This window comes from Congzhengia minquanensis (genome assembly GCF_014384785.1).
Taxonomy (GTDB): domain Bacteria; phylum Bacillota; class Clostridia; order UBA1381; family UBA9506; genus Congzhengia; species Congzhengia minquanensis.
The window spans coordinates 475296-488456 of record NZ_JACRSU010000002.1 but is presented as its reverse complement, the minus strand read 5'-3'; the positions used below and the strand labels follow the sequence as shown (position 1 = coordinate 488456).

Annotated in this window: 23 protein-coding genes; 22 read left to right on the top strand and 1 reads right to left on the bottom strand. The window is 35.2% G+C overall.

Going from position 1 to position 13161, the window contains the following annotated elements:
- Window positions 1–14: 14 nt before the first annotated feature.
- The gene (locus H8698_RS07355) at window positions 15–830 is read left to right on the top strand and encodes a DUF6551 family protein (RefSeq protein WP_249311940.1); all 816 of its coding nucleotides are present in this window, start codon (window positions 15–17) and stop codon (window positions 828–830) included.
- A gap of 163 nt (window positions 831–993) precedes the next feature.
- Here the strand turns inward: H8698_RS07355 and H8698_RS13390 are convergent, their stop codons facing one another.
- Window positions 994–1164 (bottom strand): DUF6774 domain-containing protein, encoded by a 171-nt coding sequence (locus H8698_RS13390; protein ID WP_346726834.1) that lies wholly within the window; start codon window positions 1162–1164, stop codon window positions 994–996.
- 59 nt (window positions 1165–1223) lie between these two features.
- On the opposite strand from H8698_RS13390, the gene H8698_RS07350 reads away from it, so the two are divergent.
- The 21 genes from H8698_RS07350 (at window position 1224) to H8698_RS07250 (ending at window position 13160) form a co-directional block, all read left to right on the top strand.
- Window positions 1224–1667 carry a hypothetical protein gene (locus H8698_RS07350; RefSeq protein ID WP_249311939.1) on the top strand — a complete coding sequence of 148 codons (444 nt, stop codon included), beginning with the start codon at window positions 1224–1226 and terminating at the stop codon, window positions 1665–1667.
- The gene (locus H8698_RS07345; protein ID WP_249311938.1) at window positions 1664–2179 is read left to right on the top strand and encodes a hypothetical protein; all 516 of its coding nucleotides are present in this window, start codon (window positions 1664–1666) and stop codon (window positions 2177–2179) included. Before H8698_RS07350 ends, H8698_RS07345 begins: the two co-directional genes overlap by 4 nt.
- The gene (locus H8698_RS07340; RefSeq protein ID WP_249311937.1) at window positions 2176–2370 is read left to right on the top strand and encodes a DUF551 domain-containing protein; all 195 of its coding nucleotides are present in this window, start codon (window positions 2176–2178) and stop codon (window positions 2368–2370) included. The genes H8698_RS07345 and H8698_RS07340 overlap by 4 nt, the downstream gene beginning before the upstream one ends.
- Window positions 2367–2993, top strand: a complete 627-nt coding sequence (locus H8698_RS07335; RefSeq protein WP_249311936.1) for a hypothetical protein — start codon at window positions 2367–2369, stop codon at window positions 2991–2993. The genes H8698_RS07340 and H8698_RS07335 overlap by 4 nt, the downstream gene beginning before the upstream one ends.
- Before the next feature lie 424 nt (window positions 2994–3417).
- Window positions 3418–3591: a hypothetical protein gene (locus tag H8698_RS07330; protein ID WP_249311935.1), complete on the top strand. Its 174-nt coding sequence runs from the start codon at window positions 3418–3420 to the stop codon at window positions 3589–3591.
- Entirely contained in the window at window positions 3584–3979 is a 396-nt protein-coding gene (locus H8698_RS07325) for a YopX family protein (RefSeq protein ID WP_249311934.1), read from the top strand. Before H8698_RS07330 ends, H8698_RS07325 begins: the two co-directional genes overlap by 8 nt.
- A 412-nt stretch (window positions 3980–4391) precedes the next feature.
- Entirely contained in the window at window positions 4392–5009 is a 618-nt protein-coding gene (locus H8698_RS07320) for a hypothetical protein (protein ID WP_249311933.1), read from the top strand.
- 48 nt (window positions 5010–5057) lie between these two features.
- A complete protein-coding gene (locus H8698_RS07315; RefSeq protein ID WP_249311932.1) occupies window positions 5058–5705 on the top strand; it encodes a hypothetical protein in 648 nt (215 codons plus the stop codon).
- Between the two features lie 38 nt (window positions 5706–5743).
- Window positions 5744–6442, top strand: coding sequence for a radical SAM family protein (locus H8698_RS07310; RefSeq protein ID WP_249311931.1), 699 nt, complete (start codon window positions 5744–5746; stop codon window positions 6440–6442).
- On the top strand, window positions 6409–6747 hold the full coding sequence (locus H8698_RS07305) for a hypothetical protein (RefSeq protein WP_249311930.1): 339 nt from the start codon (window positions 6409–6411) through the stop codon (window positions 6745–6747). Before H8698_RS07310 ends, H8698_RS07305 begins: the two co-directional genes overlap by 34 nt.
- Before the next feature lie 95 nt (window positions 6748–6842).
- Window positions 6843–7202: a hypothetical protein gene (locus H8698_RS07300; RefSeq protein WP_249311929.1), complete on the top strand. Its 360-nt coding sequence runs from the start codon at window positions 6843–6845 to the stop codon at window positions 7200–7202.
- A gap of 320 nt (window positions 7203–7522) precedes the next feature.
- The gene (locus H8698_RS07295) at window positions 7523–8137 is read left to right on the top strand and encodes a DNA adenine methylase (RefSeq protein ID WP_249311928.1); all 615 of its coding nucleotides are present in this window, start codon (window positions 7523–7525) and stop codon (window positions 8135–8137) included.
- A gap of 27 nt (window positions 8138–8164) precedes the next feature.
- Window positions 8165–8338, top strand: coding sequence for a hypothetical protein (locus tag H8698_RS07290; protein WP_249311927.1), 174 nt, complete (start codon window positions 8165–8167; stop codon window positions 8336–8338).
- A 263-nt stretch (window positions 8339–8601) separates the two neighbouring features.
- Window positions 8602–8775 carry a hypothetical protein gene (locus H8698_RS07285; protein WP_249311926.1) on the top strand — a complete coding sequence of 58 codons (174 nt, stop codon included), beginning with the start codon at window positions 8602–8604 and terminating at the stop codon, window positions 8773–8775.
- Between the two features lie 43 nt (window positions 8776–8818).
- Window positions 8819–9001: a hypothetical protein gene (locus tag H8698_RS07280; RefSeq protein ID WP_249311925.1), complete on the top strand. Its 183-nt coding sequence runs from the start codon at window positions 8819–8821 to the stop codon at window positions 8999–9001.
- Between the two features lies 1 nt (window position 9002).
- The gene (locus H8698_RS07275) at window positions 9003–9848 is read left to right on the top strand and encodes a tRNA(His) guanylyltransferase Thg1 family protein (protein ID WP_249311924.1); all 846 of its coding nucleotides are present in this window, start codon (window positions 9003–9005) and stop codon (window positions 9846–9848) included.
- A 45-nt stretch (window positions 9849–9893) separates the two neighbouring features.
- On the top strand, window positions 9894–10337 hold the full coding sequence (locus H8698_RS07270; protein WP_249311923.1) for a macro domain-containing protein: 444 nt from the start codon (window positions 9894–9896) through the stop codon (window positions 10335–10337).
- 43 nt (window positions 10338–10380) lie between these two features.
- On the top strand, window positions 10381–10707 hold the full coding sequence (locus H8698_RS07265; protein ID WP_249311922.1) for a hypothetical protein: 327 nt from the start codon (window positions 10381–10383) through the stop codon (window positions 10705–10707).
- A 17-nt stretch (window positions 10708–10724) separates the two neighbouring features.
- Window positions 10725–11624 (top strand): radical SAM family protein, encoded by a 900-nt coding sequence (locus H8698_RS07260; RefSeq protein WP_249311921.1) that lies wholly within the window; start codon window positions 10725–10727, stop codon window positions 11622–11624.
- Between the two features lie 167 nt (window positions 11625–11791).
- Window positions 11792–12736: an AAA family ATPase gene (locus tag H8698_RS07255; protein ID WP_249311920.1), complete on the top strand. Its 945-nt coding sequence runs from the start codon at window positions 11792–11794 to the stop codon at window positions 12734–12736.
- Between the two features lie 19 nt (window positions 12737–12755).
- Window positions 12756–13160: a single-stranded DNA-binding protein gene (locus H8698_RS07250; RefSeq protein ID WP_249311919.1), complete on the top strand. Its 405-nt coding sequence runs from the start codon at window positions 12756–12758 to the stop codon at window positions 13158–13160.
- The last annotated feature ends 1 nt before the right edge of the window (window position 13161 follow it).

Sequence of the window (13161 nt, the reverse complement as noted above, 5' to 3'; positions counted from 1 at the left end):
GGAGTGACATAAAATTGAAAGTATTTGGTGGAAAGGCTATAAAGACAAATAAAATCAAACCAAATTATGCAAACATTTCATTGGAAAGTTTACATTATGCACCATACCAAAGGAAGCCTAAAGGAGAGTTGGTAAAGGCAATTGCTAATAATTTTGACTGGGATTTATTTGGGGTAATTTCTGTGAGTTATCGTGATGGCAAGTATTGGATTGTAGATGGTGGGCATCGTGTTGCTGGGCTTTCCTTAAAAGATAAATCGGCTAAAGTTTTATGCTGCGTATGGGAAGGTTTATCTTATGAAGAGGAATGTGCAAAATTTTTAAAATTCAATTCTCAAAGAAATTCATTAAATGCGGCAGAAAAATTTCATGCCAAAGTAGAAGAAGGAAATCCTGAAGCCATTGATATTGTAGCTATTATGAAAAAGTTTAATTTTTCATATGCTGGCTCTAATATAACAAATTGCGACATAATTAAACCTATTAATGCAGTTGAGTATATCTATTCAAAATATGGTTCTGAAGTTTTAAATAATACACTTGGTATTATTAAAAGCACGTGGCTTGGAGATAAAGAATCATTAACTTGTAAGGTTTTAAAAGGTATGTCAACATTTTTAAATGAATATCAAACGATAAATTTTACAATTTTAAGAAGAGCTTTAGATGGAATATCTCCAAAAGATTTAGAGATTGAAGCAATTGTGAAGGCGGGAATAAACAAAAAGAAAATTAGTTTGTCTGGAGGCCAATGTAAGTTTTACCATATTTGTTTGGCGATACGTGATTTGTATAACGAAAATGCCCCTAAAGGGAAAAGGATTGCTTAAATGGCATGGTTTTAAAAAAGAATATTTAAGTGTAATTATGGCTGTAAGTACTGCACATCACCCAACGGAGAGGGCACGGACATATTTGACGGAGATAGATTAATTGTTGGCTATGGGGTGTATCGCAAAATTAACTACTGCCCTATGTGCGGGAGAAAATTAATCAATCCTCGTCTTCTCTCCCACACAATTTCCCAGCGGCAAGGATAGTAGCGAGGGAATCTCCCAGCTGAGTAAAGACTGCGGCGAGAATAGAAATTTCCTCTGCGCTGAATGTTTTGGAAATAGCACAAGCGAGAGAAGATATTAAAGTTACTAATTCACATGGATTCAAAAAACCACCCCGTTATCAGTATATGATGATTGCGGCGTGGAGTGAAAAGGAGCGGAATAATGGTAAAAACACATAAGAGCAGCAGATTTGTATTATACACACTTGAAAATATACGGGACTGCGAAGATATAATTTTGCAGATTTTAGACACAAATTCAAATTTTACAAGCGGTGGAAAATGTTATCTCTGCGAGGTTGTCGGGCGCTATGAATATAACAATATCCGCTGCGAGCGGGACTTGACGGACGAGATATGCAGACAGAATGAGGAAATCAGAAGGCAAAAAAGAAAAATAGAGCGGTTGGAGAAAGAACTAATTAAGGAGCGTAACCGTACAATAGGCACTGCGTTCGTGGTGCATGGCAAGTGGGAAATCGCTGATACGGAACGAGGGTCATATATCAGATGTTCAAATTGTCATTATGATGAAGTTGACGGTTTTTCTTCTAATTTTAACTATTGCCCTAAATGCGGCGCGAAAATGGGAGGCAGTGAAGAATGAAAAAATATGAATTAACGAAAGAAAAGAAAGAATTTTTAGGCAGAACACTTTACCGTATAAGGGCGTTAAAGGATTTTGAGTTATTAGACGGCACAATTATACATGCCGGAGATTTAGGCGGATGGGTTGAAAAAGAGGATAATTTAAGCCAGGAAGGTTCTGCATGGGTTTATGGCGACGCATGGGTTTCTGGCGAGGCATGGGTTTATGGCGACGCATGGGTTTATGGCGACGCATTGGTTTATGGCAATGCATTGGTTTATGGCAATGCACAGGTTTATAGAATGGAACATATTATGACTTTTGGCCCGGCTGGAAGCAGGAATGGCACCACTACATTTTATCGCAATAAAAACAATGGTATATCGGTAACCTGCGGCTGTTTTAACGGCAGCATAGAAGATTTTTTAGCGCAAGTCAATGAAACACACAGCGACAACAAACATGGGCAAGTCTACCGTGCAGCGGCGGAGCTGGCAAAATTGCAAATTGATTTGGAGGGGGAGCAATGAATAACTGGATAAGCGTCAAGGACAGGCTGCCAACATGGAAAGACGGTAAAGTCCTTATCTATACTTGTTATGGTATAAGTGTAGCAGAAAAAACAGTCAACGGCAAATGGCAAGGAAAACACGCAACACAAAAACATATTACCCATTGGATGCCACTGCCGGAACCGCCTAAGGAGGCTGAAGAAAAGTGAAATCAGTATTAATAAGCATTAAGCCTAAATATTGTGAGCTTATCGCAAATGGAAGCAAAACAATTGAGGTACGCAAGACACGCCCGAAGATTGAAACACCGTTTAAGTGTTATATTTACTGTACGCATAGTGGCGTTACAGCCAAAGAACGAGACAGGAACATTTATACTGATTTTTCGGGTAAAGTCATAGGGGAGTTTGCGTGTGGCGGCATTACGAAATTGCACAATATCGCAACGGATAAATGGGATTATCTATCTGGAGATGCGCACGAAAATGAAAAAAAGCTGTGTACGCTCGGAGCGCTGCTCACTGAAAGCGAAGTACACAGTTATGCGTGCGGTAAATTTCTTTGCGCATGGCACATATCCAACCTTGTTATTTATGACAAACCGAAAGAGCTGAGTGATTTTAATATGATTGACAAAACAGCAGTAAAAGCGTGCAAATACAGAGAGCGGTGTTATAACAATCCTAATTATACAAACGGTGCATTGCTTTTAGGCGGATATGCTTGTACAAAAAAAGCAGAAATGGACTGGTGCAGGGAATGTAAAATAAAACCGCTGACACGTCCGCCGCAAAGCTGGTGTTATGTGGAAGGAGCAACAAACAATGAATAAATGTCCTTTTATAGCAACGAAAGAGTGTGAAATACCACCATGTAATAGTTGTGTGAATTTCATAAATTGTTCATTTAGAGATATTTGTAGTTTTGATATGCATTCTGGAAAGGAGCTTAAAAAAAGATGAAAAACACGGTAAAATGCGGCCAAAAAGGAGAGTAAAGACAATGGGGTATAAATCAGGCTTAATACAAAAATTAAAATTATGTTATTTTTGGCTTATTACTCCCACACGAAAAAATATGCTTACGTCCACATGCGAATACTGCGGCAGTTCTAATTTAGTTGCTATAAAACAAACACATAGAACTGATGGTAATTATAAAAATTATACATACAAACTCTTATGCATGAATTGTAAAGCCGAATGTGCTGGAACTCAAAGGTGGCATAGACATTCTGAGAGGGAGCGTGAGCAGCAATGACAAACTATGAGCGTGTTAAAAATATGAGCGTGGAGGAAATGGCTAATTTTATTTTGACCATATCTGATGATGAGGAAATCTTTTGTAAAATTATTAACGGCAAATTTATTTATGGAAGCGTTTGCGAGGTGATGCAATGGCTCGAAAGCGAGGTGACGGATAATGCGTGAAATACTATTCAGAGGGAAAAGATATGATGATAAAAATTTGATTTTAAGTGACAGTATTATGCAAACAAGTTATGGCTGTGTGAATTTATGGCATGAAGGGAAATGGATTGAAGTGATCCCCAGAACAGTCGGGCAATATACGGGTTTGAAGGACAAAAACGGCACGAAGATATTTGAGGGGGATATTGTTCAAACGAATAAGTTTTTTCTGTCTGTTGGTCTTAATGCAAAATATGTTATTGAATATGATGTGGAAATTGCTTGTTTTATTGGAACAATGCAAAAAGGTTGCGTTAAACATTTTACAACATTTCAAAACGATAGCGACCAATTTGAAGTAATCGGCAATATCCACGATAACCCGGAACTGTTAAATGGGGAGGATTAGTAAATAATGAAAACAATGAAATTGGGTGACGATATTTTAATTAACAAAGTTATAAGGGATTGCCCTATATGTAATAATACTCACGAATTACAATATAGAAAAAAATTTCCAATGCGATTGTTAAAGGTGAAAAAATAGAAACAGAAGAGTTCTATTTTTTGTGTACTGTCACTGAAGATGAAGAAAATGAATTTGTTTCAGCTAAAATGATGGATGAAAATTTATTGAGGGCAAAGGATGCTTATAGAAAAAAGCGTTTAAAAAAGGTTTAATTTATAAAAACAAACAGTATGCAGAAAATACAGTTTTTGAGGATGGAGTGCAAAAATATAAAAGAGGATACATTTTACAACTAACGGTGTAGAGGTAGAATAAAAGAATTAGCTATATAAGATAAGAAAGGACAGATTATTTGACAAAATTAAAAACTAAAGCAACATTGATAACTACAATAATTGTTATATTTTTTACAACGATTAGCGCAAATGCAACATTCACACATTTTCCACCAAAAGGATTAGGAACTATTCATACATACACGGTTTGGAATAAAATTAGATGGGGAGGAGATTGTAAGAAACTTATTAATTTTACAAAATCAAACAACGCATTATCAGATGCTTATGGGATTGTAAAATATGGCGAATATCTTGCCGGAGCAACTACTACAACGCTTGGACAAGTTGGTGATATGTTACTTGTTGTGCAAGAGGAAGGTATTATTTATCCTGTAATTATTGCAGACATTAAAAATCAAAATGATAAAGGCTGCACAATATGGGGGCATCAAAACGGCAAATGCATGATAGAATTTGAAATTTTATCACAATGTAGAAAATCTTTATATGGGACAAGCGGTGGTTATATCTCTCCTTTAATCAATAAGCCAATTTATAAAGTAATTAATATTGGTTCTGTTTATGATAGTACATATTATTTTAATAATCCAAGACAGGCCGTTTTAGATAATGGGTTAGAAGGATACTTTTTATTGCGCTCTCCATATGAGGGAGCTTACGTTGTTAGATAGTGCATTGGTCTTAAATTGAAGATTTCATTAAGAAAGTATGTGAAATAATTGGCACAATATGTAATTACTGATGGCGAAAAATATATTAAAAGCAACTTTAACGGCAAGGTTACTCAGGCGACAAATATTACTATGGCAGATGTTTTTGATACGAAGCAACAGGCTATGAGCTTCTTGAAAAATTCTATATGTAAGGCTTGGCAAAGAAAGTATTATGTGGCTGAGTATGAAAACGGAGATGTGGTTCAGTGTACAGTGCCGAAACCTCCTAAAACAATTAAAAAGATTACAGATAAGGTGTTTGAGATTAGCGACGAGCCTCTTGGTTTGACTGAATGGGAGCTACGGCTTGACGGTATGCAGAATCTCTTTCAGGATGCAGCTAAAAGAGCTAATGAGCTATCACAGGAAATGAGTGATATTGAAGCCAAAATTGTTGATTGGGAGCATTACATAGAGTTTACGAAGTTAAATGCAAGGGAAGGCTATAAAGCTTATTCTGCTCTGAACCGATTGTTTGAACAACGTAGAGCAATTAAGAATGAGAAAAAGTTGGTTAGTGCCATAAATCGTAATCAAAATTGTTCAAATGGCATGACGGAGATTATCAATGTTTTGGAAGGATTAAAACATCAAAAGTATCGGGCAAGAGCGTTGCCGGAATTGTTTGAGTGCGGTATTGATGAGGTTGTTTAAAATGTGAAATTTGTTACGGAAAACGAGGAGATAAAACAATGGAAATTATAAAAAATATCAATGTTCCTACGGGTCATATACTTATTGTTCAGGGAGATAAAGGGAGTTTGGAGTGTTTATCTATTGGAGATTATGGTAGACAAGCTAATGTTAAAGCTAAATTTTTAGGTCTAAACAAGGATATTGAGGGAGTGCCCAACGGAAAGTGTATGCCGTTGAAAGAAAAATGGGTTGTAACGATTTCCACTCAGTACGGCTGCAATAGTGCTTGTAAGTTTTGTGATGTTCCAAAGGTAGGAAGGGGAATAAACGCAACATATAAAGATATGAAAGAACAAATTGAGGTGGCTCTATCATTGCATCCAGAAGTTAAGGGCACAAAGAGATTAAACATTCACTATGCAAGAATGGGAGAGCCTTCTTGGAATCCTGATGTGTTAAGAGTATCTTACGATTTACATAAAATAACGAAGCCTTATATCGGAAACAGTATGATTCATCCTGTATTCACAACCATGTGCCCAAATAAAAACAGAAAATTATTTAGCATACTCCAAGAATGGACAAATGATATAAAAAATGATGCGTTCCGTGGAGATGCAGGATTGCAGTTTAGCATAAATAGCACATCGGATGAGCAAAGAAACGATATGTTTTCAGGTAATGCATTATCTCTTCGTGAAATATCTGACATTGTAAAGACTTGCCAGCCCCAAAAGGAAGAAAATATGCTTTAAATTTTGCATTAGCAGACAATTATGAAGTAGACGCACAGAAATTAAAGAGTTTGTTCAGCCCCAAGAAATGTATGGTTAAGATTACTCCGCTTCATATGACTCATTCTTGTGAGGAAAACAATATACAAACCTCTAATGGTTATACAAGTTTTGTTCCCTATCAAAAAGCAGAGGCAGATTTAATTGAGGCGGGTTTTGATGTATTGGTCTTTGTGCCCAGTAGCGATGAGGATGAGGGGAGAATTACTTGCGGAAATGCAATTTTAAGTGGTTCAATGCCTGAATGTGTTTATAACATAAGATAGAACAGTTATTTTATAAGAAAAGGAGTTAGATTGTGTGAACATTGAAACAAAATTATCTATAGGGGATCCAATGTACATTATAGAAGTTTTGGAATATGATAAACCAATTATATGTAGCGGATGTGGTGGCGTGGGCTACGGCGGTTCCGCCGTTTCTACGAGACAGAATTATATCCATAGAAGATATAAGTAAAAGGCCGAAATCAAAAAGCGAATATCCTTGTGTAAATGAATATATTGTCACATATAGAGGGATAGAATTGTTTTTAGCGGATATAAATGGTGATTTTTCGGATATTGACGAAATACTTAAGTATTTTGGAAATAGTAAGTATTCTCCGTTAATACATAAAATTAAGGCGCAATCTAAAAAGTTTGATTGGTCGGACGATGTGCCGATAAATCGAATTGACTGCAATACAGAAGGATATAATAAGTTCTTTGACAATTTGTAATAGAAGACGCATTTAAGGTGTGATTGTAAGGTAAGTTTTGTTTTGACATATTTATTAATTCAAATTAGCTTATTCAAGCGAAATTTTGCAAAATGTAGAGAATAATTAAATAAAGATAATTGTACCTGTTTTTAACAGAAATATTAAAAAGAAAGGAAAAATTAGGGTAGCTACTAAGGACATGTCACCTTTCTGGTGAAAGAAAATAAGATACGTTGGAAGTAAGAACAAATTAAGTAAGGATTTAGCACCAATTATCCAGGCTTATGTAACTGATGACACAAATGGTTATCTAGAGCCTTTTGTTGGCGGTGCAAAACATGATTGATAAAATTAAGTGTAGGAAAAGAATAGGTTGTGATATACATAAACAGTTGATTGAATTATTAAAATATGCACAGGAACATGAAACGGAATTGCCAGAAAGAATTTTAGAGAATGAATATAAGGAAGTTAAGCAGAACAAAGAAAATTATCCAGACTGGTATTTAGGTCTTGTAGGATTTTGTGCGAGTTTCGGTGCTAAGTATTTTGGTGGATATGCAAGGGATTCAAAAGATGACAATAGTGGCAAATGGTCTGCTGGTGCAATCAGAAATTTAAAGAAACAGATTTCTAATATTAAGGATGTTAAATTTATAAATTTAAATTTTCAATCGCTACCATTAGATAAAATCAAAAATTATGTTATTTATTGCGACATTCCTTATCGAGGAACTACTAAATATGCTACCGATTCTTTCCCATATGAAGAATTTTATGAGTGGGTTAAGGTAGCAAGTGTAAATAATACAGTTTTGATAAGCGAATATTCTATGCCAGATGATTTTACTTGTATTTGGCAAAAAGAAACTAAGACGTTGTTGGATAGTAATAAATCAAAAGCTGATAAAAACAACATAAGGATTGAAAAACTTTTTACATATATCAAATAAAAATACCAATAAAAAAGAGAGGGTTATATGATAGAGATAGATTCAAGAATTGCAGGTAGAACCATTATGACACCAATAAAATGCATAGACGCATCAATTGTTTACAGGCATAATGTCCCTAAAGGAAAATTAACTCTTGATAATGGATGGAGTGCTGTCTTTGAGTTTCTAATGTTAAATAAAGTAAAAACACATAATTAAAAGAAAGGAAAAATCACAAAGTTCCTATAGGGTAAAGTGCGCACTGCTTATGACGGTAAGCAAGTTTGGAACAAAAGAGATTTATGAATATTCAGCGAATCAGATTTGAAGAAGATCTGACGTTGGATAACATTGGCGGTTTTAAATCAGGAGACAAGATTCAGATGCGATAGCTGCTATCAATACTGACAGAAATTATATCTGTATAGAGAAAGACGTGGATATATTTGATGTTGGCAAGAAGAGAGTGGAGGAATATTTTAGTGAAAGGTAAAGAATTGCAGAAGATATGTGAACAATATCCAGATTTTGATTTTGAATTTTCCTTTACAGATGGATATTCAAAATTTCCTAACATAAGAAGTTTTAATAACTTGGAATTGTGTGATGTTGGACACAGTGACAAAGTGGTTGTTTTAAACGGAGAAGAGAAATAATACCAAAAAACATCGCTTTTATCGGAGTTGGAGGTTGCAGACAATGAGAGATTTTCAGAACGCATATCCTAATGATGGATACACAGAATTTGATAGAGTAATGGCTTGTTGGGCAATCAATCATAATGGATGGCGTAAAGCTAAAAAGAAATGGAGAAGAATAGGTAAGAAGAGAATCAGACGTGAAACACAAAAGATGATTAAGAGAGAATTGGAGGAAGAATAATATGCCGGTACATGATGATTTAGGTATTCGTATGAAGACATTCTACGAGCAGATACCGAAAACTAAGCTAATGAGAAGAACGCCAGTTGCCATCCGCATTGACGGAAAGGCGTTCCACACATTTACAAGAGGATTTCATAAACCTTTTGATGAGATTTTAATGAAGACTATGCAGGAAACCACAAAATTTCTTTGTGAAAATATTCAAGGATGTGTACTCGGATATACGCAGTCTGATGAGATCACATTGATTTTGATTGATTATCAGAAGTTTACAAGTGCTGCATGGTTTGATTACGAAGTACAGAAACTTTGCTCTATTAGTGCAAGTATGGCGACAATAGCTTTTAATCAAGCATTTGAAAGTAATGTTTTTAATTTTGAAGATATGCAACCAAATGATTTTGCCGAACATGAATGGAGCAGGTTATTAGAAGTTTATCGAAATGCTATAGATAAAGGTGCTATGTTTGATGCACGTTGCTTCAATATCCCAAAAGAAGAAGTGACTAATCTCATATATTGGAGACAGTTAGATGCTTCTCGTAACAGTATTCAGATGGTGGGACAGGCTAATTTCAGTCATAAAGAGTTACAGAATAAGTCTTGTAATGATATTCAGGATATGTTGATGACTCATAAAGGTATCAATTGGAATGATTTGCCTATATATCAGAAACGTGGAAGTTGTTGCGTTAAAGAAAGATATGAAGATTACAATGATATTGATTCTACAGACTCTAGTGTGCCAATTAGAACTCGATGGATTATCGACAAAGATATTCCGATTTTCAAAGGCGATGGCAGAGAATATATAGATAGATTGGTTAATGTTGGCGAGGAATAATCCGAATAAACCTGTCTTTTATCTCTTTTTGAAAGGAGTAAATAAATGACTTACAAAGAAGAATATAGAGATTTATTTTCTGTTCCAGAAGATTATTATTTAGCACATTGTATCAGTGCAGATTTTGGAATGGGTAAAGGAATCGTTATAGAATTTAATGAACGATTTGATATGAAGAGAAAGTTACAGAAGACTTATCCTGATTATATCAATCAGTGGCATCATAACAGAATGATTGGTGATTGTATTCAGCAAGATAGAGTATTTAATCTAATTACCAAAGAAAGGTATTGGATGAAGCCTACTTATGAATCTCTAAAAGCTGCTTTAGTAAAAATGAAAGATTTATGTAGCGAAATTTATGTAACAAAGTTGGCCATGCCGGTTATTGGTTGTGGGATGGACAGATTACAGTGGGATAAGGTTTCTGAAATTATCAAAGATGTTTTTAACAATGTAAGCATTGAAATTTTAGTGTGCAAACAGTGAGGTGAGGAAATAGTTTATACAGTACAAATGGATTTATATATAGATGATGAAATTAAATATAGGAGGTTTTATGATGAGACAGATTAGAAGAGGAACTTTTGAAACGAATAGTAGTTCAGTACATAGCATTACGATGTGTTCTGAAACAGATTATGACAAATGGGTAAATGGTGAATTATTTTATGACAGATGGGATGAGGCTTTAGTAGAAAAGACACCTGAAAGAGAAAGTGATGAAGACCATCAGTATTTAACATACGAGCAATTTAACGACTATAAGTATATTGATTACGAAACATTTGAAGATAGTTATAAGACTGCTTCTGGAGAGAAGGTAATTGCTTTTGGATATTATGGAGAAAATAGATAAATAGGAGAGGATGAAGAATGGAATTATTAGGAAGATATGTGAATGGAAATGTGAGAACAATGATTTTTGCAGATGGTACAAAGGTTAGAGAAACTGACGATGACGAATTTATGCCAGCTTATGCAGAGAATATAGACATAAAGATTTGTAATCGTTGTGATAGGGGGTGTAAATTTTGTCACGAAGGTAGTACACCGGACGGTAAGTTAGGTGATATTCTCAATGAAAACTTTGTGGACACGCTGCATCCGTATCAAGAAGTTGCTTTAGGTGGTGGAAATGTATTAGAACATCCTGATTTAATTTCATTCTTGCAGAAACTTAAAGAGAGAAAAGTCATTGCAAATATCACATTGAACCAAGTTCATTTTGAGAAAAATATTGAAGTTGTAGAGAATAGTATAAATGAGAAACTGATTTATGGTCTTGGTGTATCACTTGTAAATCCTACATCAGAGTTTATTGAGAAGATTAGCAAATTCCCAAATGCAGTTATTCATGTAATCAATGGTATATTAAAGCCTTCAGATGTTGAATTATTGGGGAATAAAGGATTAAAGATGTTAATTCTTGGATACAAAAATCTGAGAAGAGGATCTGAATGGTTAGCAGAAGACCATGAAAATATTGTTGTAAAACAGATGTGGTTGAAAGAAAATCTTGCAGACATTGTTAATAAATTCAAAGTATTGAGCTTTGATAATCTGGCAATCGAGCAGCTTGATGTACAGAGATTATTTACTAAAGAAAAATGGGATGAGTTTTATGCAGGCGATGACGGTAAAAATACTTACTATATTGATATGGTAGAGAGAAAATTTGCAAGAAGTTCTACTGCTCCATTTAATAAGCGATATGATTTAATGGATTCAGTGGATGAAATGTTTACTGTTATTAGAAAAGAAACAAAGAAATGATTGAAAGATGCTTATTATTGTAAAAAATTGAACAGTAGCTGATCCGCAGCATCACTTTATCTGTCCTTTCATAGGACTTTACATAGACTTATATAGAGTAATTTTATACTCCACTCTTTAAAGAGTGTTTATATATAAATTTTTATGATTAACAGGAGGACTTTAACTTGGCATTTCAGATAAAAAAGGCAAAGAGAGAGAAAATTTATGTAAAAGTGGCTCTTATGAGTCCAAGTGGCGGTGGTAAAACATATTCAGCACTTAGACTCGCAACTGGCATGGCTAATGAAATTGAAAAACAGACGGGTACTCGCCCTAAGATTTTGCTTGGGAACACAGAAGCAAAGCGTGGATATTACTATGCAGATGAATTTGATTATGACATCGTTGATATTGATGCCCCACATAATCCTGAGAAGTATGTTGAATTTGTAAACTTTGCTGTTAGCGAAGGTTATGGAATTTTGATTATTGATAGTTCTTCTCACGAGTGGGAAGGTAAGGGTGGATGTCTTGAACTTCAACAGCAAGCAGGTGGTACATATCAGGCTTGGGCGAAGGTTACGCCAAGACATAATAAGTTTATCGAAGCTATTGCCGATAGTCCTATTCATATTATTGCAACAATGCGTGGAAAAGACCAGTATGAAGTTGAAAAAGATGAAAAGGGTAAGACAAGCGTTAAGAAACTTGGGGTTGGTGCAAAGCAGAGAGATGGATTTGAATACGAGTTTACTTGCACATTATTGATTGACCAAAAAACTCATATGGCTGAAACACAGAAAGATAATACACATATCTTTGAAAATGAAACCGCAACGCTTCTTAACGAAACATACGGCGAAAAGATTATGCAATGGGCAAATTCCGGTGAAGGATATACGCCCGTAGTAAGAAAAGACGATGAAGACACTGCTACAACAGACAATATTGCAGAAATTAAGAAAGAAATTGTTGCAACTTGTGGTGCTTTGGGTGGAACGAAGAACGAGGAATTGATGACAACATTAAAGGCATTCGTTCCAAGTGGAAACCCCAACGCAATTAAATCAATAGATGATGCAAGGAAATGTTTAGAAAAAATACAGGGAATTAAGGCAGTACAGGCGTAATAGGAGGATATTTTAATATATGAATAAAGTAGCATTGGTTGGAAGACTCACAAGAGATGTTGAAACAAACACTACAGCAGCAGGTAAGTCAGTTGCTCGTTTCTCAGTCGCTATTAACAGAAAGTTTAAGAACGAAGAGGGTAACTACGAGGCAGATTTTATCAACTGTGTAGCATTCAGTAATACTGCTGATTTTGTGAGTAAGTATTTTAGTAAGGGTAACGCAATTGGCATTGCGGGCAGAATTCAAACGGGAAGTTATACCAATAAAGATGGACAGAAAGTTTATACAACAGATGTTGTCGTAGAAGAAGCTGAGTTTGTTGAAAGTAAGAACGCAAGTGGAAATACATCTGCTCCTGCTAATGATGTAAATGATTTTATGCCTGTAGCAGACGGGGACGATGAACTCCCTTTTAATTAAG

What these genes read in the sequence shown, in the direction of transcription:
- H8698_RS07330 (WP_249311935.1), top strand. Translation starts at nt 3,418, where the DNA reads ATGACAAACTATGAGCGTGTTAAAAATATGAGCGTGGAGGAAATGGCT.
- H8698_RS07300 (WP_249311929.1), top strand. Translation starts at nt 6,843, where the DNA reads ATGATAAACCAATTATATGTAGCGGATGTGGTGGCGTGGGCTACGGCG.
- H8698_RS07345 (WP_249311938.1), top strand. Translation starts at nt 1,664, where the DNA reads ATGAAAAAATATGAATTAACGAAAGAAAAGAAAGAATTTTTAGGCAGA.
- H8698_RS07275 (WP_249311924.1), top strand. Translation starts at nt 9,003, where the DNA reads ATGCCGGTACATGATGATTTAGGTATTCGTATGAAGACATTCTACGAG.
- H8698_RS07325 (WP_249311934.1), top strand. Translation starts at nt 3,584, where the DNA reads ATGCGTGAAATACTATTCAGAGGGAAAAGATATGATGATAAAAATTTG.
- H8698_RS07280 (WP_249311925.1), top strand. Translation starts at nt 8,819, where the DNA reads ATGAGAGATTTTCAGAACGCATATCCTAATGATGGATACACAGAATTT.
- H8698_RS07310 (WP_249311931.1), top strand. Translation starts at nt 5,744, where the DNA reads ATGGAAATTATAAAAAATATCAATGTTCCTACGGGTCATATACTTATT.
- H8698_RS07350 (WP_249311939.1), top strand. Translation starts at nt 1,224, where the DNA reads ATGGTAAAAACACATAAGAGCAGCAGATTTGTATTATACACACTTGAA.
- H8698_RS07260 (WP_249311921.1), top strand. Translation starts at nt 10,725, where the DNA reads ATGGAATTATTAGGAAGATATGTGAATGGAAATGTGAGAACAATGATT.
- H8698_RS07290 (WP_249311927.1), top strand. Translation starts at nt 8,165, where the DNA reads ATGATAGAGATAGATTCAAGAATTGCAGGTAGAACCATTATGACACCA.
- H8698_RS07250 (WP_249311919.1), top strand. Translation starts at nt 12,756, where the DNA reads ATGAATAAAGTAGCATTGGTTGGAAGACTCACAAGAGATGTTGAAACA.
- H8698_RS07270 (WP_249311923.1), top strand. Translation starts at nt 9,894, where the DNA reads ATGACTTACAAAGAAGAATATAGAGATTTATTTTCTGTTCCAGAAGAT.
- H8698_RS07265 (WP_249311922.1), top strand. Translation starts at nt 10,381, where the DNA reads ATGATGAAATTAAATATAGGAGGTTTTATGATGAGACAGATTAGAAGA.
- H8698_RS07295 (WP_249311928.1), top strand. Translation starts at nt 7,523, where the DNA reads ATGATTGATAAAATTAAGTGTAGGAAAAGAATAGGTTGTGATATACAT.
- H8698_RS07340 (WP_249311937.1), top strand. Translation starts at nt 2,176, where the DNA reads ATGAATAACTGGATAAGCGTCAAGGACAGGCTGCCAACATGGAAAGAC.